This is a genomic window from Bradyrhizobium sp. KB893862 SZCCT0404, from assembly GCF_018130885.1.
GTDB classification, from domain to species: Bacteria; Pseudomonadota; Alphaproteobacteria; order Rhizobiales; family Xanthobacteraceae; genus Bradyrhizobium; species Bradyrhizobium stylosanthis.
Map to the genome: position 1 here is coordinate 550,984 of NZ_JAFCLT010000004.1, position 23,101 is coordinate 574,084.

General features: G+C 66.1%; 19 protein-coding genes. 12 read left to right on the forward strand and 7 right to left on the reverse strand.

Annotated features, from left to right (window positions below):
- Positions 1 to 214: 214 nt before the first annotated feature.
- Both JQ617_RS20485 and JQ617_RS20490 read left to right on the forward strand, forming a co-directional pair.
- Positions 215 to 796 (forward strand): peroxidase-related enzyme, encoded by a 582-nt coding sequence (locus JQ617_RS20485; protein ID WP_212027865.1) that lies wholly within the window; start codon positions 215 to 217, stop codon positions 794 to 796.
- Between the two features lie 22 nt (positions 797 to 818).
- Positions 819 to 1,316 (forward strand): MgtC/SapB family protein, encoded by a 498-nt coding sequence (locus JQ617_RS20490; RefSeq protein ID WP_212027866.1) that lies wholly within the window; start codon positions 819 to 821, stop codon positions 1,314 to 1,316.
- Between the two features lies 1 nt (position 1,317).
- On the opposite strand, the gene JQ617_RS20495 is transcribed toward JQ617_RS20490, so the two are convergent.
- The 4 genes from JQ617_RS20495 to JQ617_RS20510 form a co-directional block, all read right to left on the reverse strand.
- Entirely contained in the window at positions 1,318 to 3,864 is a 2,547-nt protein-coding gene (locus JQ617_RS20495; protein WP_212027867.1) for a cation-translocating P-type ATPase, read from the reverse strand.
- Positions 3,861 to 4,028, reverse strand: coding sequence for a hypothetical protein (locus JQ617_RS20500; protein WP_167358228.1), 168 nt, complete (start codon positions 4,026 to 4,028; stop codon positions 3,861 to 3,863). The genes JQ617_RS20495 and JQ617_RS20500 overlap by 4 nt, the downstream gene beginning before the upstream one ends.
- A 201-nt stretch (positions 4,029 to 4,229) precedes the next feature.
- Positions 4,230 to 4,460, reverse strand: coding sequence for a DUF6894 family protein (locus JQ617_RS20505; protein WP_212027868.1), 231 nt, complete (start codon positions 4,458 to 4,460; stop codon positions 4,230 to 4,232).
- Positions 4,461 to 4,469: 9 nt separating this feature from the next.
- Positions 4,470 to 5,201 carry a Crp/Fnr family transcriptional regulator gene (locus JQ617_RS20510; protein ID WP_063684580.1) on the reverse strand — a complete coding sequence of 244 codons (732 nt, stop codon included), beginning with the start codon at positions 5,199 to 5,201 and terminating at the stop codon, positions 4,470 to 4,472.
- Between the two features lie 144 nt (positions 5,202 to 5,345).
- On the opposite strand from JQ617_RS20510, the gene JQ617_RS20515 reads away from it, so the two are divergent.
- Entirely contained in the window at positions 5,346 to 5,549 is a 204-nt protein-coding gene (locus JQ617_RS20515; RefSeq protein WP_145658537.1) for a hypothetical protein, read from the forward strand.
- Between the two features lie 51 nt (positions 5,550 to 5,600).
- Here the strand turns inward: JQ617_RS20515 and JQ617_RS20520 are convergent, their stop codons facing one another.
- The gene (locus JQ617_RS20520; RefSeq protein ID WP_167358229.1) at positions 5,601 to 5,744 is read right to left on the reverse strand and encodes a hypothetical protein; all 144 of its coding nucleotides are present in this window, start codon (positions 5,742 to 5,744) and stop codon (positions 5,601 to 5,603) included.
- Positions 5,745 to 6,006: 262 nt separating this feature from the next.
- On the opposite strand from JQ617_RS20520, the gene JQ617_RS20525 reads away from it, so the two are divergent.
- Positions 6,007 to 6,162 (forward strand): hypothetical protein, encoded by a 156-nt coding sequence (locus JQ617_RS20525; protein ID WP_167358230.1) that lies wholly within the window; start codon positions 6,007 to 6,009, stop codon positions 6,160 to 6,162.
- A 15-nt stretch (positions 6,163 to 6,177) separates the two neighbouring features.
- Here JQ617_RS20525 and JQ617_RS20530 read toward each other — a convergent pair whose 3' ends face one another.
- Positions 6,178 to 6,807, reverse strand: coding sequence for a ParB-like protein (locus tag JQ617_RS20530; RefSeq protein WP_212027869.1), 630 nt, complete (start codon positions 6,805 to 6,807; stop codon positions 6,178 to 6,180).
- Positions 6,808 to 7,122: 315 nt separating this feature from the next.
- Between JQ617_RS20530 and JQ617_RS20535 the strand changes: the two genes are divergently transcribed.
- From JQ617_RS20535 to JQ617_RS20560, 6 genes are all read left to right on the forward strand, one after another.
- Entirely contained in the window at positions 7,123 to 7,464 is a 342-nt protein-coding gene (locus tag JQ617_RS20535; protein ID WP_063684583.1) for a hypothetical protein, read from the forward strand.
- A 233-nt stretch (positions 7,465 to 7,697) separates the two neighbouring features.
- Positions 7,698 to 7,985: an acyl carrier protein gene (locus tag JQ617_RS20540; RefSeq protein WP_007592476.1), complete on the forward strand. Its 288-nt coding sequence runs from the start codon at positions 7,698 to 7,700 to the stop codon at positions 7,983 to 7,985.
- A 10-nt stretch (positions 7,986 to 7,995) separates the two neighbouring features.
- Positions 7,996 to 8,466 (forward strand): 3-hydroxyacyl-ACP dehydratase FabZ family protein, encoded by a 471-nt coding sequence (locus tag JQ617_RS20545; RefSeq protein ID WP_063684584.1) that lies wholly within the window; start codon positions 7,996 to 7,998, stop codon positions 8,464 to 8,466.
- Positions 8,463 to 9,668, forward strand: a complete 1,206-nt coding sequence (locus JQ617_RS20550) for a beta-ketoacyl-ACP synthase (protein ID WP_212027870.1) — start codon at positions 8,463 to 8,465, stop codon at positions 9,666 to 9,668. Before JQ617_RS20545 ends, JQ617_RS20550 begins: the two co-directional genes overlap by 4 nt.
- 48 nt (positions 9,669 to 9,716) lie before the next feature.
- Positions 9,717 to 10,994, forward strand: a complete 1,278-nt coding sequence (locus JQ617_RS20555) for a beta-ketoacyl-ACP synthase (RefSeq protein WP_212027871.1) — start codon at positions 9,717 to 9,719, stop codon at positions 10,992 to 10,994.
- A gap of 8 nt (positions 10,995 to 11,002) precedes the next feature.
- Positions 11,003 to 11,935: a lipid A biosynthesis lauroyl acyltransferase gene (locus JQ617_RS20560; RefSeq protein ID WP_212027872.1), complete on the forward strand. Its 933-nt coding sequence runs from the start codon at positions 11,003 to 11,005 to the stop codon at positions 11,933 to 11,935.
- Positions 11,936 to 12,059: 124 nt separating this feature from the next.
- On the opposite strand, the gene JQ617_RS20565 is transcribed toward JQ617_RS20560, so the two are convergent.
- On the reverse strand, positions 12,060 to 13,778 hold the full coding sequence (locus JQ617_RS20565) for a winged helix-turn-helix domain-containing protein (RefSeq protein ID WP_212027873.1): 1,719 nt from the start codon (positions 13,776 to 13,778) through the stop codon (positions 12,060 to 12,062).
- Between the two features lie 272 nt (positions 13,779 to 14,050).
- Between JQ617_RS20565 and JQ617_RS20570 the strand changes: the two genes are divergently transcribed.
- On the forward strand, positions 14,051 to 20,113 hold the full coding sequence (locus tag JQ617_RS20570) for a hypothetical protein (RefSeq protein ID WP_212027901.1): 6,063 nt from the start codon (positions 14,051 to 14,053) through the stop codon (positions 20,111 to 20,113).
- Positions 20,103 to 23,101: autotransporter outer membrane beta-barrel domain-containing protein (locus tag JQ617_RS20575; RefSeq protein ID WP_212027874.1), on the forward strand; the 2,999-nt coding region annotated here is incomplete at its 3' end. The genes JQ617_RS20570 and JQ617_RS20575, both read left to right, overlap by 11 nt.

The window sequence follows — 23,101 nt, forward strand, 5'->3', positions numbered from 1 at the left end:
GCGCATAGCGCTGCTGCGCAGAGCCGGGACCCAGGCCGCACATACCGCCCCCTCGGAAACATGGGCCCCGGCTCAGCAGCGCACCGCACCGGACGATGCTTCGCATCGCCGGGAGCGCCTGCGCAGCGCCCGGGGCACGGCACGTCATGACGCCTCTGGAGCGTCTTGCCCGCATCGACTATGGTTGCCGGCCTGAAAGCCGGAACCCATGCACATGACAAAAACCGCCGCGCAACGCTTCCCCGCTCCCGCCCTCGATTCGCTCCCCGACGACATCCGCACGCGCCTTCTCGGCGTGCAGGAGAAGAGCGGCTTCGTGCCCAACGTGTTCCTCACGCTGGCCTACCGCCCGGACGAATTCCGCGCCTTCTTCGCCTACCACGACGCGCTGATGGAGAAGGACGGCGGCCTGACCAAGGCCGAGCGCGAGATGATCGTGGTGGCGACCTCGGCCGCCAACCAGTGCCAGTATTGCGTGATCGCGCATGGCGCGATCCTGCGCATCCGTGCCAAGAACCCGCTGATCGCCGACCAGATCGCGGTGAACTACCGCAAGGCCGACATCACGCCGCGCCAGAAGGCGATGCTCGACTTCGCGATGAAGGTCTCGGCCGACGCGCAGCGCGTCTCGGAAGAGGATTTCGCCGCGCTCCAGCCCCACGGCTTCAGCGACGACGACATCTGGGACATCGCCGCCATCTCCGCTTTCTTCGCCCTGTCGAACCGCCTCGCGAACTTCACGGGGATGCGGCCGAACGAGGAATTCTATCTGATGGGACGCCTGCCGAAGAAATGAGCGACACGGTGGCTGACGAGCGATGACCGCGCTGGACTGGCCCGAGATCATTCTGCGCCTCGGCGTCGCCACGCTCGCCGGCTGCGCCATCGGCCTCAATCGTGACCTGCACGGCAAGCCGATCGGGCTGAAGACGCTCGGCATTGTCGGGCTCTCGACCGCGACCGTCGTGCTGCTGGCCGTGCAGTTCGCCGAGGCCGGCAAGATCACCGATGCGGCGAGCCGCGTCATCCAGGGCATCCTCACCGGCATCGGCTTCCTCGGTGCCGGCGTCATCGTCCACGAGAGCGACAGGTTTCGCGTGCGCGGCCTGACCAGCGCCGCCTGCACCTTTCTCGCCGCCTGCCTCGGCATCGCCTGCGGCGTCGGCCAGTGGCCAATCGTCGCCACGGCGCTGACACTGGCCTTCCTGATCCTCACCGTCGGCAACCGCACCGAGCACTGGCTGCACCGGATGCTCGGTGGCAGGCATGGGACGCACGAAGCCGATGCGCCCCCGCAGCGCGGCCCTCCGGACTGAGCTAGAACCGGAGCCGGCGCGCCCACAGCGGCTTCAGCGCTTCGAGCACGATCAGCACCAGCAGCCCCGCGCCGAGCGTGACCAAGAGATCATCGGCATGCAGCGGACCGAAGCGGAACAGGCTGGACGCCGGCGGCCAGAGCAACGTGGTGGCCAGCACGGCGGCAACGACCGCAAAGATCCAGGCCAACGCAGGGTTCGGGCGGAAGAAGGCCGATGCGAACGAGGTGCTGAAGGACCGGTTGACCAGCACCAGCGCGACGAAGCAGATCACAAGGCTCACGAAGGTGAGTGCCCTCGCCTCGTCGGCGGCAAGGCCGGAGCGAAGCGCGCCGGCGAATATGGCTGCGGTCAGCGCAAATGTGAGCGCACCCTGGAGAACGCTCCAGCCGACCAGAGCGAACGAGAACAGTTCGGCATCGGCGCGCCGCGGCGGGCGCTTCATCGCGTCGCGCTCCTCCCGCTCCGCCTCGAACACCAGCGAGCACACGGGATCGATGATCAGCTCCAGAAACGCGATGTGCACCGGGCTGAAGATCAGCGGCAGGCCGAACACCAGCGGCAGCAGCGCAAGCCCCGCGATCGGGACATGAACGGCGAAGATGAAGGCCATCGCTTTCCGCAGATTGTCGTAGATGCGGCGCCCGAGGCGAATGGCCGCCACGATCGAGCCGAAATCGTCGTCGAGCAGCACGATCGACGACGCCTCGCGCGCGACGTCGGTGCCGCGCCCTCCCATCGCAATGCCGATGTGCGCGGCCTTGAGCGAAGGCGCGTCGTTGACGCCGTCGCCGGTCATCGCGACGATTTCACCGTCGGCCTTCATCGCCTGGACGATGCGCAGCTTCTGTTCCGGCAGGACGCGCGCGAACACATTCACGTGCCGGGCACGTGCCGCGAGCGCCGTATCGTCCGCCAGCCCGACCTGATCGCCGGTCATGACGTCCTGGACGTCGAGCCCGGCCTGGCTCGCAATCGCAACCGCCGTTGCCGGATAGTCGCCGGTGATCATGACGACGCGAATCCCGGCCGCGCGGCATTCGCGAACCGCTTCCGGGACATGGGGCCGCAGCGGATCGGCAAGCCCGACGAGGCCGACAAGGCGAAACGCGAACGCCTGCTGTGACTGCGGGAGCGAATTGTCATCGCAGATGACAGTCGCGACGCCCAATACGCGAAGTCCGTCCTTCGCCATCGCGCCGGCGGCATCCCGCACCAGCTGCTGATCGGCATCGTTCAACCTGCACAGGCGCGCGACGGCCTCGGGAGCGCCCTTGGCGCAGGCGACGAGATCCGCCTGGCCGGCCATCCGCCAGACCTGCGTCATGGCCAGCAGGTCGGGACGCAGACCGTAGGTGCGGACGAGTGACCGCTCGCCGCCCAACGTGTCGCCGTCGCCCAAGGTCTCACGCGCAAACAGATGCAACGCCTTCTCCATCGGATCGAACGGTTCCGGCGAACTCGCGAGAGCACCGCAGCGCGCCAGCTCGGTAAATTCGGGTCCGGCATGATCCTGTCCGGCCGGATGCAGGCGCGCCCCGTCGAGCAGGCGCAATTCCGCGACCGACATCTGGTTCTGTGTCAGCGTTCCGGTCTTGTCGGTGCACAGTACGGTCGCCGAGCCGAGAACCTCGATGGCGGCAGCGCGCCGCGTCAAGACGCGCGCCTGCGATATCCGCCACGCCCCCATCGCCATGAAGACGGTGAGCACGACGCCGAATTCTTCCGGGAGCATCGACATGCCGATGGCGACGCCCGCGAGCAGCGCCTGCAGCCAATCGCCGCGCGAGAGGCCGTATAGCGCGACGGCGGCAAGGCTGACCACGGCGCCGCCGAGGAAGCAGAGCCGCACCAGCCTGGCTGTCTGCTGCTGCAGCCGCGGCGGCTCGGCCTGCAGGCCACGCAGCGACAGCCCGATCTTCCCGATCTCGCTGCGCGGACCGGTGGCTTCGACCAGCGCCAGCCCCTCGCCGCGCACGACGAGCGAGCCGGAATAGACGAAGGGCTGGTCCTCGCCGCCGGGCCGGTGATCGGCCGCGGCAATCCCGTCGGCGGCCTGCTTGCGAACCGGCACGGACTCGCCGGTCAACAGGGACTCGTCGATTTGCAGATCGCGCGCGTCGACGAGCGCGGCGTCGGCGGGAACGCGGTCGCCCTCGCCGAGCACGAGGAGATCGCCGCGCACGACCTCGCGGCCTGGAATTCTACGACGCGCGCCGTCGCGCACCACCAGCGCACGCGGGCTGGTCAGGTCGCGCAAGGCATCCAGCACGCGCTCGGTGCGGGTCTCCTGCACCACCGTGATCACGATGGACATCGCCCCGAAGGCCAGGAGGATCAGCGCCTCCTTAAGATCGCCGAGTACGAGGTAGATCAGCCCGCCGCCAAGCAGGAGCAGGAGCATCGGCTCGCGCAGCACCTCGCACGCGATGCGCAGCGGGCTGCGCCGTTCGGGCCGGGGCAGCTCGTTGGCGCCGTCCTCGGCCAGCCGCGCTTTCGCGTCGGCCTCGCTCAGTCCGGCCGGCTTCGTCTTCGCCGCGCCGCTCACGTCTTGCGCCGCAGGCTCCAGAGGCTTCCGGCAAGCAGGACGGCGGTCACCAGCAGGATGGCGACGAAGGTCTGGATGACGGTGAAGTTGAGCGCATCGCGCGCCACGAACAGCGCGGTGATGGCTCCGGCGAGAACGAACAGGATGCGAAGGATCAGGCTCATGGGGGTCTCCAGGTCGGCATGATCCGGAAGCCCATTTGCCTGCGCGGGAGCGCAGCGCCGGTCAGCAATCATGCGTGCAAACCCTAGCGGTCGCCGCCCGCGTCCATTTTGCGATACGTCAAGGCCCGTCTGCGCCGCTCTGCCGCAGGCTCGAGCCGGCCACGCACGCGCCGGCGCCGCAGATGGGATCGGGCGAGCCGCCTAGGCTTTTTCGACCTCGAGCGTGATCGACACTTTCAGGAACGGCGCGCCATCCTCGCTGACGTCGATGACGACGCGCTGCGCGCTGCCCGCGACGAAGGCATCACGGGCGATGGAGGCGCCGGTCATGAGCGCCTCCTTGCGCGCCTCGCTCTCGTTCGCGAGATCCTGGCCGTTTTCGTCGGGAATCACCCGGCCGTTCTCGTGAACGTCGAAATGGAATCGCGGCATCGGGCGCCCTCAAAGCATTGGCGACTGATGCAGGTAACGGCCGTCGAAATCCGCCAGTTCCAAAAGTTTCCGCTCGTCGAGCACCGTGACCCGGCCGCGCTGCAGCTCGACGATGCCTTCCTGCCGCAATTGCCTGATGACGCGGTTGGCGTGCACCGCCGTGATCCCCAGCGCCTCACCGATCTGTTCCTGGGTCAGCGGCATGTCGAAGCTGTTCCCTTCAGCACGCCCGATCAGCTTGAGCCGCTCGCGCAGCTCGACCATGACATGGGCGAGGCGCGCCGGCGCCGGGCGCTGGCCGACGTTGACGATCCATTCGCGAAACATTGCCGCGTCGATCAGCGTGTCTCGCCAGAACATCTCGGCGATACCAGGACTGCGCCGATGCAGCTTCTGCAACGTCTCGTGGCTGATGAAGCCGAGCGTCGACGGCGTCAGCGTCGACAGCTCGTGATCCATCACGTGCAGGAACAGGCTCATCAGGTCCGGAATCTCGCCGGGAATATGGATGGAGAGGATCTGACGCTTGCCGCTCGCGATCGTCTTGGAACGCACGCAGAAACCGTCGGCGATCAGGCAGCAATCGGTCGCCCGCTCGCCGTCGCGCACCACCGGCGTCTCGGCGGGGAATTGCCGCACCACGATCGGGAGCGCTTCGATCTCCTTGACGTCGTCATCCGTGATTCCCGAGGAAATGCGCAGCCGTTTGACGAGCGCCGCGCGGATCGCGTCGCTGGGCACTGGAAAGCTCCTTACTGCTTGTTCTTGAACCGCACGGCGCACCGCCGTCGCAATGAAACCCGCGATCCGCTCGCCCGGTTCCAACAAAAGTTAAGGACGCCGCTTGACGGCACATGGTTGTCTTGGCGCCTGAAAGGGCAATTCATGACCAAGAAGCGCAACCGCACGCGTCCGGCCCTGTCGCTCCAGGAGCGCCTCGACAAGTTTACGAGGGACGCCCGTGCCGCCGCCAGGAAGTTGCCGCCGGGCGCCGAGCGCCACGCGATGCTGCAGAAGGTGCGCGACGGCGAAGCCGCCGCCGAGATGGAGCGCGTTCTCTCCTCGCCCGGCCCGCACGATCCCAAATGATCTTGCAGCCCAAGTGATCGCCGCGGCTTGCGGCCGCGAAACGTCCTGCCGCTACTGCTTCGCCATCAGATCGAGCGCCGGAGCGAAGCGCTCGGCGAATGTCAGCGTCTTGGCGTGGTGAACCGCGGCGAACGATGCCGAGATTCCTGCTGAGGCGACGGCGAGCACGGCAATTGCGAAAACCATACGGCGCATTTCTGCCTCCTGTGTAGGCTCGATACCCACACAATTGGGACGTCTCTGTTTCAGGACGGTTTCGTCGGCGCGGAAAATGATTTCGCTCAAGCGGCTGTGATGAGCTTCGGCTCGCGGGACCGCATGCCATCACCAACTAACAGATATCGCCGCTGTCTTGCCGCGGGCGCGTGCCGAACCGGGAATTTTGCGCACGCGATCGCGATCCTGAATCGCAAGGCTGCCGCGACGAACGGCAGTAAAGGAGTCGAGGAACACTCACATGGACGTCGTCATTCAGAAACTCAACGGACTATGGCACCTCATCGTCGGATCGTACCGGATCCGGACGCCCTTCCTGGCGACGCAGGATCGCGCGCTGGTCGTGAATTACGCCCGCCGCGCCTACCCCGGCGCCAAGATCTACCAGCGCGATTGACGTGACCGTCTGCGCCTAATCATCGTCCGCCGGCCCGCACCAGCCGGGCAGATAGACGGCATCCTTGCTTTTGGCCGCGGACATGGCCCTCTCCAGCGCCTTGTCGAAATCGCTGTCCACCGCCTTGCGCGACAGCTTCCGGCGCAGGAAGTCCGCCCACAGGAACTCCGAGAACGGCGTGGTGTCCTTGGCGAAGCCGCCCATGCGGCGGAGCTCGCCGGCAAGGCTGCGGAACGGATCGTCCCTGAGATCGGCAACCGATTTCGGCAGGTCGCGGAACGGCCGCCGCTCGCCCTTGGCGTCGTAAGGGTAGACCCAGCGCTTGTTGTCCATCACGCCCCAGAACGCCTCGCGCTCGACCATCCTGAGGTCGCCGACCACGGTCACCAGCACCTCCTTGATGCCCTCGTCGTGCAGGGCGCGGCCGAGATGATGATGGTCGATGACGTAATAGCGATCGTCGGGCCCGTGCACGACGGGGATCATGTGGGTGCCGAGCAGATCGGATTGCTTCTTCTTGCCGTGCTCGCGCCAGCGCTTGCGCTTCGCCTTGACCTCGCGCATGCCGACCGTCATCTGCGTCGGCCGGAGCGACAGGATCGGCACCGGATGCACTCTCGGTTCGCGCGCGTTGGTCGTGGTCATGGTCGAAAGCCCCTTGCATGGATGCAGCCGGCGGGTCCGGTTCCCCTGATTACCATGGGCTGTGCGGCGGCAAAATGCGCTCAGTGCGGATGTCGAGATCACAAGACGATGTTCAGGGGCGGCGCAGTGCGCGCGTCGTGACGCTTGCTGCAACGCAACTCCCTGATCATCCTGACGCCGGCATGACGGCCGGCGCCGTGCCGCCATGAAAGATAGTGCAATGGCGCAACGCTCGTGTGCGTTGAGAAGATTTTCTGCAACCCTTTGACCACGTGTGCTATCTAAAAATCGCTGCTTCGGAGTGATCCTCACACCATGAAAACCCAGCGGCCCATAAGCTCTGATGAGGAGCATCGGGTGCTCCAGTTCAGGCCGCGCTCCTCGCCGTCCCCGGCCGTTCACCGGGGCAGCGGCACCGTGCAGCCTCTGCGGGTCACACCCGAGCCGCTCGACCTGTCGCGCTACGAGCAGCCCCGCGCCGAGCCCGACCATTTTCGCCATCGCATGCTCGCCAACATCGCCGCCCTCGCCTTCACCATCGCGCTGACGGCGGTCGGAATCTGGCTCGCGGTGAGCATCGCCGACCTCCGGCGGACCCAGGATTGCGTGCTGATGGGGCGCCGGGACTGCGCCAGGATCGTCACGCCGCAGATCTAGGCCCGGCCCGCCGCCGATACCCCGGCGGGATCGGCTCCGGCAGCCATCCCCAGCCCTGTGCCTGCTGTCCCCCACAGCGGCCCGGCTCCATTGAACTCAGGGCGGCGCTCCGATATACGGGCTTTCGACCCGGCCAGAGGGGGGTTTGTGGGCGTCAGCAGGGGCGCGACGCCCAGCCACCGCGCCACTCTGGAACATCTGACAAATATCCGCAATATATCAAAGGCTTAGTGATGTCTTCCACATTCGATCAGGTCGCCACGATCATCGCTGAAACCTGCGACATCCCGCGCGACACGATCACGCCGGATAGCCATGCCATCGATGACCTCGGCATCGACAGCCTCGATTTCCTCGATATCGCCTTCGCGATCGACAAGCAGTTCGGCATCAAGCTGCCGCTGGAAAAGTGGACCCAGGAGGTCAACGACGGCAAGGCGACCACGGAACAATACTTCGTGCTGAAGAATCTGTGCGCCCGGATCGACGAACTGGTTGCCGCCAAGGGCGCGAGCGCCTAAGCGCGCAGTCATGCGGCTCGAATATTTCCACATGATCGATCGCGTCGTCGACCTCAACGTCGACGCGAAGACGATTGTCGTCGAGGCTCAGGTCCCCAAGGAGAGCACCATCTTCGAGGGGCACTTCCCGGGCTATCCCCTGATGCCCGGCGTGCTGCTGATCGAATCGATGGCGCAGGCCTCGGGCTGGCTCCAGCTCGGCGTGCTCAAGTTCGAGCGCATGCCGATCCTGGCCGCCGTGAAGGAAGCCAAGGTCCGCGGGTCGGTATTCCCGGGCGACCTCATGAGCATCGAGGCGACCCTCGCCCATGAGGGCTCGGGCTACGCCATCACGGAAGCCAAGATCCGGGTCGGCGGCAAGCTGCGCGCGAATTCGACGCTCACCTTCACGCAGATTCCCTTCCCCAATGCGGATATGCGCGGCTACATGGACGACTTCGCCAAGCGCATCGGCTTTCCGCAACAGGCCGCATCGTCATGACTGAGACTGCTTCGAAGCCCGGCCAGACGGAAGTCTGGATCACCGGCATTGGCCTTGCCACCTCGCTCGGCGAAGGCCTCGACGCCAATTGGGCCGCGCTTCAGGAGAAGCGCATCAACGTCGATGAGAAGGGCTTTGCGCCCTACATCGTGCATCCCCTGATGCCGGTGAGCTTCGACAGCCAGATCCCGAAGAAGGGCGACCAGCGCCAGATGGAGGCGTGGCAGCGCATCGGCACCTACGCGGCCGGCCTTGCGCTCGACTCCGCCGGGATCAAGGGCAACAAGGACATCCTGTCGAAGATCGACATGGTGGTCGCCGCCGGCGGCGGCGAGCGCGATCTCAATGTCGACACCGGCGTGCTCACGGCGGAGGCCAAGGGGGCGAACGCGCCCGGCTTCCTCAACGAGCGCCTGATGAGCGATCTCAGGCCGACGCTGTTCCTGGCCCAGCTCTCCAATCTGCTCGCCGGCAACATCGCCATCGTGCATGGCCTCGGCGGTACCTCGCGCACCTTCATGGGCGAAGAGGTGGCCGGCGCCGACGCCGCCCGCATCGCGCTGGCGCGCATTGCCTCCGGCGAGAGCGACATTGCGCTGGTCGGCGGCTCGCACAATGGCGAGCGCAAGGACCTCATGGTCCTCTACGAATTCGGCGACTTCAACCTGAGGGACAAGTTCGCTCCCGTCTGGGCACGCAAGGACCATGCGGGCTTCGCGCTCGGCTCGGCCGGCGCGTTCCTGGTGCTGGAATCGAAGGCGCACGCCGAAGCGCGCGGCGCCAAGCCGTTCGCGAAGCTGTCGAGCGTCGTTGCCGATCTCGCCCGCCGCAAGCAGCCCGGCGACATGGCCGCAACGCTCGAGAAGCTCTGGGGCCAGTTGCCCAAGCGCGAGGGCAAGGGCGCGATCATATCGGGCGCGACCGGTGCCGAGCCCGCGACGAGCGAAGAGCGCGGCTTCCTGAAGGGCCATGCCGACTTCCCGGTGCGTTCGACCGGCACGATGTTCGGCCACACCATGGAAACGCAATTCCCGCTCGGCCTCGCGCTCGCCGCGCTGTCGATCTCGCGCGGCGCGCTGTTCCCGCCGAACGATTCGACCGGAACCGAGATTGAAATGCAGGGGGCGCCCACCCAGATTGTGGTGGTGGGGGCCGGACACTGGCGCGGCGAAGGCATGGCGCTGGTCGAGGCTGTCGGCTGAAGCGCGGCGCGCTTTGGCTGAATGCTTTAGCTCTATCGGGGGATCGACATGACTGCACCACGCGACAAATTCGGGCGTCCCGTCGTCGTCGTCACCGGCATGGGCATCATGACCTCGCTCGGTGCCGGCAAGGCCGACAATTGGGCCAAGCTCGTCGCCGGCGAATCCGGCATCCGCACCATCACGCGCTTTCCGGTCGAGGGGCTGAAGACCACGATGGCCGGCACCGTCGACTTCGTCAGCGTCGATCCGTTCTCTTCCACCGGCCTGTCCGAACGGATGGCCGAGATCGTGACGCAGGAAGCTCTCGAGCAGGCCGGCATCGGCGCCAAGGCCGATTTCCCGGGCCCCCTCTTCCTCGCCGTTGCCCCGGTCGAGGTCGAATGGCCGCAGCGCCGCGAGCTCGGCCGCGCGGTCGGCTCGCCCGACTTCACCTATGACGATCTGCTGCGCATCTCCGGCGGCGGCAAGTACAGCGCCTATCATCACCGCTTCATGTTCGGCTCGGTCGCAGCCTACCTCGCCGAGACCTTCGGCACCAAGGGCTCGCCGATCTCGCTGTCGACGGCCTGCGCGTCCGGCGCGACCTCGATCCAGCTCGGCGTCGAGGCGATCCGCCGCGGCGAGACCGATGCTGCGCTGTGCGTTGCGACCGACGGCACCGTGAATCCGGAAGCGCTGGTGCGCTTCTCGCTGCTCTCGGCACTGTCGACCCAGAACGATCCGCCGCAGGCGGCCTCCCGCCCCTTCTCCAAGAACCGCGATGGCTTCGTCATGGCCGAAGGCGCCGGCGCGCTGGTGCTGGAGAGCTACGAGGCCGCTGTCGCGCGCGGTGCAAAAATCCTCGGCGTAATCGCCGGCTGCGGCGAGCTCACCGATTCCTTCCATCGCACCCGCTCCTCGCCGGATGGCAAGCCGATCATCGGCTGCATGAACAAGACGCTGGCCGACGCCGGCATGACGCCGGACCAGATCGACCACATCAACGCGCACGGCACCGCGACGCCCGAGAACGACAAGATGGAGTTCAACACGACCTCGGCCGTGTTCGGCGATCTCGCGCAGAAGATTCCGGTCACCTCGAACAAGTCGATGGTCGGCCACACCATCTCGGCCGCGGGCGCAGTCGAGGCGATCTTCTCGCTGCTCACGCTCGAGCATCAGCGTATCCCGCCGACGATCAACTACGACAATCCGGATCCCACGATCCTGTTCGACGTCGTCGGCAACAAGGCACGCGATGCCCGCGTCACCGCCGTCATGTCGAACTCGTTCGGCTTCGGCGGCCAGAACGCCTCGTTGATCCTGACCCGCGAACCGGCCTGACCGGACGCATGGCGCTGATTTCTCTCGGTACGAAGATCCGCGCACGCAATGCAGCCAAATCGATCGGCGGTAGCCTCATCGGCGCCGCCACCGTCGCCATGCTGCGCACCACGCGCTATTTCGATCCGGTCAAGACCTCGGACTTCTTCGCGCGCGTCGTGAAGACGATCGGCCCGCGCCTGCGCGAGCATCGCATCGGCCGCGCCAATCTCACGGCCGCCTTTCCCGAGAAATCGCCGGAAGAGATCGAAGCGATCCTGATGGGCGTGTGGGACAATCTCGGCCGCGTCGGCGCCGAATTCGCACATATGGATCACGTCTGGGATTACGACCGCGAGCATCCCGAGAACAGCCGGATCGACTTGCCCAAGCGCAGCATCGAGCTGTTCGACCACATCCGCGACGACGGCAAGCCGGCGCTGATCTTCGCCTCGCATCTGGCCAACTGGGAATTACCCGCCCTCGCCGCGGTCTCTCACGGCCTAGATGCCGCGATCCTCTACCGCCGCCCCAACATCGCCTCCGCCGACCGCATCATCCAGGAGATGCGCCAGGTCAACATGGGCACGCTGATCCCTGCGGGCCGCGACGCGCCGCTGCGCCTCGCGCAGGCGCTGAAGGACGGCAAGCACGTCGCGATGCTGATCGACCAGTATCTGACCGGCGGCGTCGAGGTCACCTTCTTCGGCCGCAAGACCCGCGCCAATCCGATGCTGGCCCGCCTGCTGCGCCAGGTCGAATGCCCGATCCACGGCGTCCGCATCATCCGCCTGCCCGGCGGCCGCTTCACCGCCGAGCTGACCGAAGAGGTCCCGCCGGTGCGCGATGCCGACGGCAAGATCGACATCCAGGGCACGACCCAGGCGATCACCAGCGTGGTGGAAGGCTGGGTGCGCGAGCATCCCGAGCAGTGGCTCTGGCTGCATCGGCGGTGGCGGTAGGCAGGCAGGCTTTCTCCGTCATGGCCGGGCTTGTCCCGGCCATCCACGCGTGGCCACATGCGAGATCAAAGACGTGGATGCCCGGGACAAGCCCGGGCATGACGACGGCGCGGCTCGCACCGCCCTACTGCTCCGGCAGCCCCGCGTCGACCATGGACTGAACGAGCCGATCGCCCGCGGCGACATAGATGGGACTCAAGTTCTTCCTCGGCGGCGAAACGCTGAGCTTGGTCGTACCGGGGCGCAGCCTCAGCCCCTCCTCGATCGCCGCCCTCGCCTCTGCGAACCGGCCCGTTCTCTGATAGGCGGCGCCGAGGATCATGTGCGAGCGGCCGGTCGCCGGCGTGATGGCGATCGAGCGTTGCAGCCAGGACACCGCATCCTCGTTGCGCTCCATCAGAAGATTGGTCACGCCCGCGCCGAGCAGCCAGGTCCAGCGCGAGGCCGGCGGCGTATCGTAACGATCGGCTTGCCGGAACGTTGCGAGCGCATCGTCGAAGCGGCCGAGAAACATCTGCCCGAGGCCGACCAGATACAACGCGGAGCCGTCCCACGGATCGAAGCTCAACGCCTTGGCGCAGGTGACGAGACTTTCCACGAAATGATTGGTCGCGCTGAGGAAGCGGCAATGGGCCTCGAGCACCGGAATGGAATTCGGCTTCGCCCGCAACGCCTGCTCGAGCGTCGCATTGGCCTTCGCCTCGACCGTCACAGCCTCCTCCGGGCTGAACCAGACCATCTGGATGCCGCGCATCTGCAGCGAGGCCAGCGCGACGGCGAGATCGACATTCCGGGGATCGTCGTCCAGCGCTTTTTGCAGCATGCTCTGCGCTGCGCCAAAGCGCTCGCGCGTGGTCTGGTTGATCGAGGCGAGCGCCTGCTCGACGGCGACCTTGTCGCCGCCCGCGGACGATGTCCGGCTTGAGGCCGGCGAGGCGCTGGGCTCCAGCAGTTCGTTGAGGCGGCGCGCCAGCACATGCCCCACGCCGGCGACGAGGCGCGATTGCTGAAGCTGCGCATCCACCTCGTCGGCACCGACCGAAGCCGTCGCGACCGATTGAACCTCGCCGCTGCCGGTCCTGATGATGCGGGCCCGCAAGGTCCAGCCCTGATCGCCGCGCTGCAGTTCGCCGCGGATCTCGTAATCGGGCGATGCGGCCGCCGCACTTGCGCTCTCGACGCCCGACGTCGCGCGCGGCGCGACCACGCTGATGTTCCGGATCCTTGCAAAGCCATCGGTGAGACGGCCGGTGACCTCTGCCGCCATGGCCGCGCCGCGCGGGTCGTTGCTGGCATCAACGACCGGCATCACGGCAATCCGCGGCGGTGGGCGCTTGAACAGGAAATCGGGCTTCAGAACCGGGGCTGCGACCGCAAGCCCGATGATGACGACGCAGAACGCGATCACCGCACCGATCATAGCCGGGCTACGCAGGCGAAAGACGGAGCGCGGCGCCAGTGTGTGCCTCGGGATCGCCTCAGCCTCCGCTGAGGCCTCTCGCTCGACCACAGCCTCGGCTTGAACCGGCTCAACCTCCGCCTCGGCCTGAACCTCGGCCGTCAGCAAATAGCCGCCGCCGGAGGCGAGCCTGATCATCTGCCGCCGCTCGTCGCCCAGCGCGGTCCGCAGCTCCCGGATACATTGAAAAAGGCTGTCCTCGCCGACATGGACGTTCGGCCAGACCGCCTCCATCAGCTCCTGCTTGCTCAACACCCGGCCGCCGCTGGTTGCGAACAACCGCAGCATCTCGAAGGTCTTGGGCCTGAGCTTGATCGGCGTGCCATCGGCCCCGCGCAGCTCCGCGCGCTGCTGGTCCAGCTCGAAGCCGGCAAAACGAAGCAACTGATCCCCCAAAGCGTCTCCCAGGGCGCTCATATAATGGAAGTCTGCCGAACATGCCTGAAAATCGGGCCTGAAACCGAAATATCAGAAACTTTCAGAACCTAGCCGCGCCCTTATCAGGACACCACCCCGGCCCGATGCGATGAATCCAGTCAAGGACTCGGGACTGCGTGCTGGGGGACGTCGTGAGGACGGGGAAAGATTGTTTCAAAGCGACCCGCCGCCTGCGGGCCGCGCTGCTGACGTCATCGACGCTGGCTCGATCCCGGCTGGTGGGCGCCGCCCTTGTCGCTACCCTGGCTGCCCCGGCCCCCGCGCTCGCCCAGTCGACCGGGCAAAACGGTAGCAATGGCGGGGACGCATATAGCTACTACAGCACCATGATCGGTGGCACCGCCGGTGGCGCGGGGCTGGCGGGCAACGGAACGTCGACAGGTACCGCCGGCAGTGACGGCTTTGTCGGAGGCGGCAGCTATGGCGGCAGCGGCGGTGCATCCGACAGCGGCGGCTCGGGTGGAGGTGGGGCAGGCACCAACGGCGGCGGCGTGGGTGGCGGCGGCGGCGGCGCGGGCGGCGCCGGCACCACGATCAGCGCGTCGGGCGCGACGACTATCAGCGCCAACGCCACCGGCGGCAATGGCGGCAATGGCGGCAAAGGACAGCCTTATAATCTCTATCTCTATACCGTGGGCGACGGTGGCGGTGGCGGCGGCGGCGGCAGCGGCATCATCGTCGACGGCGCCAATACCGGCATCGCGCTGACCGTCAATAGCGGCGTCACCGTGAAAGGTGGAAGCGGCGGTGTCGGCGGCACCGCGGTTGGCAATGCCGGAGCTTCTTACCTCTATGCCGGTGTAGGCGGCAATGGCGGCAACGGCATCACTGTCAGCAACAGCAATGGCGCCACCATCACCAATCAAGGGACGATTGCGGGCGGCTCCGGCGGCCTGGGTGGAGACAGCTTTCCTCAAGTCAACGTCGGAGTCCCCGGCAGCACCGGCATCGGCATCGCCGGACAAAATCTTGCGATCACCAATTCCGGCTCGATTTCCGGGTCCACAGCCATCGCCTTTACCGGCGGCGCCAACAGCCTGATCCTGCAGGCGGGATCCAATATCGCGGGCGGCCTCACCGCCAGCAACTCGTCGCTCGAGGTACGGGGCGCGCTGAACGGAAATGCGATCACGCTCTCGGGCAGTTCGCTGGCGGTGACCAACGCCAACCTCACCGGTGTTGGCGCGATCAATCTGGACACGACCTCATCGGTCAGCGTCTCGAGCGGACGCACCTTGAGCGCAGCCGGCACGGTGACCAACGCCGGCACGATCACCGTCAGCGCGGGCGGCAGCCTGGTTGCAGGCGCCGTCAACAATTCCGGTCAGATCACCAACAACGGCTCATTCAGCGACGACCTCAACAACAACGGCGGTACCTTCACCAACAATTCGACGATGTCGGGCAACGTGTCGTCCAACTACAACGGCACCATCACCAACAGCAGCGGGGCCACCTGGAACGGCACCGCCAACAATAACGCGGGCACGCTGAAGAATGACGGCACCTGGAACGGCACCATCTACACTTCAGGCGCCTTCACCAACACCGGCACCGTCAATGGCGGCCTCATCAACAGCAGCACCGCCAATGCGGCCGGTGCCGTCAATGACGGCATTGTCAACCTGGCTTCAGGCTCGTTCACGGTCACTGGCGCGCTCACGACGAACGGCACGTTCACTAACAGCGACACGGCAACGCTTGCTGTCTCCGGCGGCAACTTTACCGGCATCACCACCCTCACCAACAATTCGACCTCGGCGTCGGCGATCGATGTCTCCGCGGGCCGGACCTTGAGCGCGAGCAGCATTGCCAACAATGCCGGCACTTTCACCAATAGCGGCACGGTGACGACGACGGGCGGCATCACGAACGACTGGATAGGAACGTTCATCACCACCGGTACCGTCAGTGGCGGCTTGATCAATGCCGGCGCCGTGAGTGCGTCCGGCGCGATCAACGGCGGCATTGACAACCGTAACTTCGGCACGTTCACGGTCACCGGCGCACTCACGACCGACGGCGCCTTCGACAACAACAATGCGGCAACGCTCACGATTTCCGGCGGCAATTTCACCGGCATCACCACCTTCACCAACAATTCGGTAGTCACCGTCTTCTCCAGCAGGACGCTCAGCGCCACCACCATCGCCAACTATGCCGGCACCTTCACCAACAACGGCACGGTGACGACGACGGGTGGCATGACGAACGCCGCCGCGGGAACCTTCACCACCACGGACACCGTCAATGGCGGCCTCATCAACGACGGCACAGTGAATGCGGCCGGCGTCCTCAACGGCGGCATTGTCAACCAGGGCTCCGGCTCGTTCACGGTCACCGGCGCGCTGACGACCAATAGCACCTTCACCAACAGCGACACGGCGGCGCTCGCCGTCTCCGGCGGCAATTTCACCGGCATTACGGCTTTCATCAACAATTCAACGTCGGCCACCGCCGTCAGCGTCGCCTCCGGCATGACGCTCAGCGCCACCAGCATCGCCAACAATGCCGGCACTTTCACCAACAGCGGCAGAGTGACGGCGACCGGCGGCATCACGAACGGCAGCGCAGGCACGTTCACCAACACCGGCACCGTCAATGGCGCGCTGACCAATAGCGGCACCGTGAATGCAGCCGGTGCGATCAACGGCAGCATCGCCAACCAGGGCGTGGGCACGTTTACGGTGACCGGCGCTCTAACGGCCAACAGCACCTTCACCAACAGCGGCACGGCGACCCTCGCCGTTTCCGGCGGCAATTTCACCGGTATCACCGCCTTCACAAACAATTCGACGTCGGCCTCAGCCGTCACCGTCGCTGCCGGCATGACGCTCAGCGCCACCAGCATCGCCAACAACGCCGGCACCTTCACCAATAGCGGCACGGTGACGGCGACCGGCGTTATCACGAACGGCAGCGCGGGAACTTTCACCACGACGGGCACCGTCAATGGCGGGCTCACCAATGACGGCACCGTGAACGCGGCCGGCGCGATCAATGATGGCATCATCAACCAGGGCACGGGCGCGTTTACTGTAACCGGCGCCCTGACGACCAACGGCGGCTTCACCAACAACGGCGCAGCAACGCTCGCCGTCTCCGGCGACAATTTCAGCGGCATCACTGCTTTCACCAACAATTCGACATCAGCTTTGGCTGTCGTTGTCTCCTTCGGCAAGACGCTCAGCGCCACCACCATCACCAACAATGCCGGCACCTTCAGCAACCAGGGAACGCTGACGGCGGCGGGAGGTGTCACGAACGGCAGCGCGGGAACCCTCTTCGCCACCGGCACCGTCAATGGCGGCCTTGCCAATAGCGGGACCGTGTACGCGGCGGGCGCGATCAACGATGGCATCGTCAATCAGGGCACGGGGTCTTTCGGGTTGCTTGCCGCGCTCACCACCAATGGCGCCGTCACCAACTCCGATGCGGCAACGCTCACGGTCTCCAGCAACTTCACCGGCATCACCACCTTCACCAACAATTCGAGTTCAAGCTCGGCGGTCAACGTCTACTCCGGCATGACGCTCAGCGCCGCCAGCATCGCCAACAACGCCGGCACGTTCACCAACAACGGCACCGTGACGACGACGGGCGGTATCACCAACAGCGCCACCTTCAGCAACTACGGCAGTACCTATGGTGGCCTGACCAATACCGGCACCGTGAGAGCGGGCGGCATCATCAACGATGGCATTGTCAACAGCGGCACTGGCTCGTTCAGAGTGATCGGCCAGTTGACCACCAACGGCGCCTTCACCAACAACGGCACGGGAACGCTCGCCGTCGCCGACGGCGATTTCACCGGCATCACCACCCTCACCAACAATTCCACCTCGGCATCGGCGATCACCGTCTCCGCGAACAGGGCCTTGAGTGCGGGCAGCATTGCCAATAATGCCGGCACCTTCACCAACAACAGCTCTGTGACGACGACGGGCGGCACCACCAACGCGGCGACCTTCATCAACAACGGCGGCGTCGTTGGCTTTTTCACCAACACCGGAACCACCATCAATACAGGCATCCTCGCGGATGGCGTGAACAATTCCGGCGGCACGCTCACGACCACCTACGGCATTGCCGGAGGCCTCACCAACACCGCCACCGTCAACGCCAATGGCGGCGTGGTCATTGGCACCATCGCCAACAATGCCAACGGCGTATTCAATGTCGGCGGCACCGTCGTCAGCGACTCGACCTTCGCCAACGCCCATGGCGCGACACTGGCGATCAACGCGAACGGCGACTACACCATTCAGGGTCTTCTCACCAATAGCGGCGCGATCACGGTCGCCAGTACCGGACGGTTGACGGCGACAGTCGCCGGCATCGTCAACACTTCGTCGGGCACCATCGTGGTGTCCGCGAGCGGCAGCATCAACGACACCCTCGACAACGCCGGCATGGTCACCAACAGCGGCACCTACGTCGCAGACGTCGCGAGCAACACCGGCACCATCACGAATAACGCGGTGTGGACCGGCACGATTGCGACCGCCGGCAACTTCGTCAACAACGCCGGCGGCACGGTATCGGGCCTTGTCACCAACAGTGGCACCGTCACCAATTCAGGCACGCTGAGCGGCGGCCTGATCAACAATTCGGGTACCACCACCAACTCGGGTTCGATCCTGGGAACGACCACGGTGAACGGCGGCATCTTCACCGGCGCCGGCTCGACGGGCACGCTGAACGTCAATAGCGGCAGCACCTATGCGCCCGGCTCCACCGTCGCAGGCACGTCGGCGACCGTCACCGGCAGTCTCGCATTCGCCTCCGGCGCGATCTATCTGGTGCAGGTCAACCCCTCGGCCGCCACGTTCGCCAACGTCACGGGCACCGCGACGCTCACCGGTGCGACGGTGCAGGCCGTGGCGATCCCCGGCAGCTTCCGCGGCCAGACCTTCACCATTCTCAAGACGACCGGCGGGCTTGGCGGAACGCAATTCGCCGGGCTGACCGTCACCGGCACGTTCAGCCCCGCCCGCAATCCGCACCTCACCTACGACCTCAACAACGTCTATCTCGTGCTCGATCCCGGCAAGATCGCATTGCCGGCAGGCACGGGCGGCAACCAGACCAGCGTCGCGGGCGGAATCAACAACGCCGTCGAGGGCGGCGCGGCGCCGTCGAGCGGCTTCGACACGCTGCTCAACCTAAGCGGCGCCCAGCTCAAGCGCGCCCTCAGCGAGGTTTCGGGCCAGCCCGGCACCGCCGGCACGCAAGCCGCGTTCAACGCCATGCAGCAGTTCCTGGGCATGCTCGATCCGCTCAATGGCGGCACCGACGGCGGACGCAGCACGGGCGACGCCGACGGCGGAGCCTTGGGCTATGGGGACAGCGTCGAGAACCGTGACGCCAGCGTCCGCGAAGCCTATGCCGCGGTAACGCCGCGCGACGCCGGCGGCGATGTCATCGACCGGCGCTGGGGCGTGTGGGCCTCCGCGTATGGCGGCGCCAGCACGTTGAACGGCAATGCCACGGCCGGCTCGAGCTCGACCACCAGCCGCATCTACGGCACCGTGGCCGGCGCCGATTATCGTCTCTCGCCGGACACGCTGGTCGGCTTCGCGCTCGGCGGCGCAGGTTTCAACGTCTCGGTGGCCGATGCGCTCGGCAGCGGCCGCGCCGATGTCTTCCAGGCCGGCCTCTATGCCCGCCACAATTTCGGCCCCGCCTATCTCTCGGCGGCACTTTCCTATGGCTGGCAGGACGTCACCACGGATCGCACCGTGACGGTCGCGGGCACCGACAAGCTCACCGCGAACTTCAAGGCCAGCACCTTTGCCGGCCGCTTGGAGACGGGCTGGCGCTTCGCGCCCATCCTCGCCTCCAGCTTCGGCGTGACGCCATACGCGGCCGTGCAGGCCGTCACAATCCATTTGCCCGGCTATGGCGAGACCGCGCTCGTCGGCAGCAACCAGTTCGCGCTCGCCTACAGCTCGCAGGACACGACGAATGTCCGCACCGAGCTCGGCACCCGCACCGACCAGCGCTTCCTGGTCAACGATGGCCTGCTCACCTTGCGCGGCCGGCTCGCCTGGGCCCACGACACCAACACCAACCGCTTCGTCAACGCCGCCTTCCAGACGCTGCCCGGCGCCGCCTTCACCGTCAACGGCGCACGCCCGGCCGCGGACTCCGCGCTGGTCGGCGGCCGCGCCGAGATGGCATGGCGGAATGGCTTCTCGCTCGCAGGAACGGTCGAGGGCGAGTTCTCGCGGAGCACGCAGACCTACACGGGAAAGGGAACGGTCCATTATGCGTGGTAAGCGCAACAATCAATTCAGGGCGGCAAGCGGATTGCGGGCTGCGCTGCTGACGTCGTCGGCACTGGCCCTGGCCTGGACGCCGCAGGCGACGCCTGCCCGCGCGCAGGATGCCACGTGGCTCGCCAATCCGGCCAATGCCGACATCACCAACGGCGGCAACTGGAGCACAGGCACCGCGCCGACCGGTACCGCAACGTTTGGAACGTCGACCATCACTGCCGTGGATGTCACCGCAAGCGCCGGCACGTATGGCGGCTGGACCATCAACGCCGGAAACTACACCTTCACCGTCGCGTCGACGCAGACCTTCACGGGAGCCGGCATCGTCGTCAACGGCGGCAGCGCGACTATCACCACCGTCGATGGAGGCCTGGACTTCAGAAACAGCAGCTCAGCAGGCAGCGCGACAATCAATCTTTCCGACGGAAGCTTCAAGGACTCCAACTTCTACAACACCAGCACGGCCGCCAACGCCACCATCAACGTCAGCAGCAACGACTCCCTCAATTTCCGGGACTCGAGCACGGCAGGCAGCGCCACCATTGTCAACAACGGTGGCCTCTTGACCTGGAACACCGCCACGCTCGGCAACGCCACCATTACCAGCAACGGCGGATTCTACCTGGAAAACAGCAGTTCGGCCGGCAACGCAAAGATCACCAACAACGACTGGATGTACTTTTATGACAGCACGACGGCCGGAACCGCCACGATCGTCAACAATTACAGGCTGAATTTCTGGACCAACTCCAGCGCCGGCAGCGCGCGCATCACTAACGTCGCCGCAGGCACGCTCGAGATCGTCAACAGCTCCACGTTGGCCAACGCCACGGTCATCAACAGCGGTCACATGAGTTTCTGGGGCGGCAATTTTGGTGACGTCCCCACGGCCGGTAGTGCGGCCATCACCAACAATGCCGGCGGCACGATCGAATTCCTCAACAGCGGTACCGCAGGCAATGCGACGATCGTCAACGACGGCGAGATAACATTTAAAGCGACGTCCACGGCCGGAAGCGCCACGATTGCCAGCAGCAACAGCGTCGTGTTCAAGGATCACTCGACCGCCGGCGACGCGCAGCTCATCGCCACCGCGCCCGGCGCCGTGTTCGATTTCTCGGGATCGTCAGGCTCGAACGCCGACGACAGGCTAACGGCCGGCTCGTTTGCGGGAAGCGGCACCTTCCAGCTCGGCAACAAGGAGCTGACCGTCGGCAGCAACAATTTGTCGACCGAGGTCACCGGCGTGCTTGCCGATGGCGGATCCGGCGGCGGCACCGGCGCCTCGCTGGTGAAGGTCGGCACCGGCATGCTGACCCTGTCGGGTGTCAACACCTATACCGGTGCAACCACCGTCGATAGCGGCACGCTGATGGTGAATGGCTCGATCCTGTCGTCGAGCGGCGTCACCGTGAACGCGGGCGCGACGTTCGGCGGCACCGGCATCGTCGGCAACACGACAATCGCAAGCGGCGGCACGCTCGCACCGGGCAATCCGACCGGCACCCTGACTGTCAGCGGCAACCTCGCCTTCAGCGCGGGCAGCTTCTACAATGTCCAGATCTCGGCCAGCGCCAACGGACGCACCCATGTCACGGGCACCGCGACGCTCACCGGCGCGACTCTACAGGTGGTCGCTTCGCTCAACAGCTTCCGCAGCCAGTACACCATTCTCAACGCGACCGGCGGGCTGGTCGGCACCTTCGCCGGTGCCACCTTTGCATCGAGTGCACGCAATCCGCACCTCACTTACGATCTGAACAGCGTCTATCTCGTGCTCGACCCCGGCAGGATCGCGCTGCCGGCGGGCATGGGCGGCAACCAGACTGGCGTCGCCGGAGCCATCAACGCGGTGGCCGCGAACGGCGGGACGCCGCCGGCCGGCTTCGATGCGCTGCTCAATTTGAATGGCGCGCAGCTCAACCACGCACTCGGCCAGATCTCCGGCCAGCCCGGCGCCGCCGGTACGCAGGCGGCGTTCGACGCGACGCAGCAGTTTTTGAACATGCTTGATCCCTTCGGTGGGAGCGATGGCGAGCGCGGCACGAGCGCGGATGGCGGATCGCTGGGCTATGCTGCAAGCGGCTCGCGCGACGCCAGGGTTCGCCGGGCCTATGCCGCCGTGACGCCGCGCGGGACGAGCGGCGATGCCATCGATCGGCGCTGGGGCGTGTGGGCCGCCGGCTATGGCGGCGCCAGCACGGTGAACGGCAACGTTACGGCCGGCTCTAACACCACCACGAGCCGCATCTACGGCACCGCGGTCGGCGCCGACTACCGCGTCTCGCCAAATACGCTGGTCGGCTTCGCACTTGGCGGTGGCGGATTCAATTTCTCGGTCGCCGACGCGCTCGGCAGCGGCCGCGCCGACATTTTCCAGGCCGGCCTTTATGCCCGGCACAATTTTGGCCCCGCCTATCTCTCCGCCGCCCTCGCCTATGGCTGGCAGGATGTCACCACCGACCGCACCGTGACGGTCGCAGGCACCGACAAGCTCACCGCCAACTTCAAGGCCAGCACCTTTGCCGGCCGCCTGGAGACGGGCTGGCGCTTCGTCCCCGTCCCCGCTTCCAGCTTCGGCGTCACGCCCTACGCGGCGGTGCAGGCCGTCACAATCCATTTGCCCGGCTACGGCGAGACCGCGCTCGTCGGCAGCAACCAGTTCGCGCTCGCCTACAGCTCGCAGGACACGACCAATGTCCGTACCGAGCTTGGCACACGTACCGACCAGCGCTTCCTGGTCAGCGATGGCCTGCTCACCTTGCGCGGCCGGCTCGCCTGGGCCCACGACACCAACACCAATCGCTTCGTCAACGCCGCCTTCCAGACCCTCCCCGGCGCCGCCTTCACTGTCAACGGCGCGCGCCCCGCGGCCGATTCCGCACTGGTCGGCGGCCGCGCCGAGATGGCATGGCGGAATGGCTTCTCGCTCGCAGGAACGGTCGAGGGCGAGTTCTCGCGGAGCACGCAGACCTACACGGGAAAGGG

Coding starts and splice junctions, on each gene's coding strand:
- JQ617_RS20560 (WP_212027872.1), top strand. CDS start 11,003: ATGGCGCTGATTTCTCTCGGTACGAAGATCCGCGCACGCAATGCAGCC.
- JQ617_RS20490 (WP_212027866.1), top strand. CDS start 819: ATGACCGCGCTGGACTGGCCCGAGATCATTCTGCGCCTCGGCGTCGCC.
- JQ617_RS20485 (WP_212027865.1), top strand. CDS start 215: ATGACAAAAACCGCCGCGCAACGCTTCCCCGCTCCCGCCCTCGATTCG.
- JQ617_RS20505 (WP_212027868.1), bottom strand. CDS start 4,460: ATGCCGCGATTCCATTTCGACGTTCACGAGAACGGCCGGGTGATTCCC.
- JQ617_RS20530 (WP_212027869.1), bottom strand. CDS start 6,807: ATGACCACGACCAACGCGCGCGAACCGAGAGTGCATCCGGTGCCGATC.
- JQ617_RS20545 (WP_063684584.1), top strand. CDS start 7,996: ATGCGGCTCGAATATTTCCACATGATCGATCGCGTCGTCGACCTCAAC.
- JQ617_RS20540 (WP_007592476.1), top strand. CDS start 7,698: ATGTCTTCCACATTCGATCAGGTCGCCACGATCATCGCTGAAACCTGC.
- JQ617_RS20535 (WP_063684583.1), top strand. CDS start 7,123: ATGAAAACCCAGCGGCCCATAAGCTCTGATGAGGAGCATCGGGTGCTC.
- JQ617_RS20520 (WP_167358229.1), bottom strand. CDS start 5,744: ATGCGCCGTATGGTTTTCGCAATTGCCGTGCTCGCCGTCGCCTCAGCA.
- JQ617_RS20550 (WP_212027870.1), top strand. CDS start 8,463: ATGACTGAGACTGCTTCGAAGCCCGGCCAGACGGAAGTCTGGATCACC.
- JQ617_RS20525 (WP_167358230.1), top strand. CDS start 6,007: ATGGACGTCGTCATTCAGAAACTCAACGGACTATGGCACCTCATCGTC.
- JQ617_RS20555 (WP_212027871.1), top strand. CDS start 9,717: ATGACTGCACCACGCGACAAATTCGGGCGTCCCGTCGTCGTCGTCACC.
- JQ617_RS20515 (WP_145658537.1), top strand. CDS start 5,346: ATGACCAAGAAGCGCAACCGCACGCGTCCGGCCCTGTCGCTCCAGGAG.
- JQ617_RS20500 (WP_167358228.1), bottom strand. CDS start 4,028: ATGAGCCTGATCCTTCGCATCCTGTTCGTTCTCGCCGGAGCCATCACC.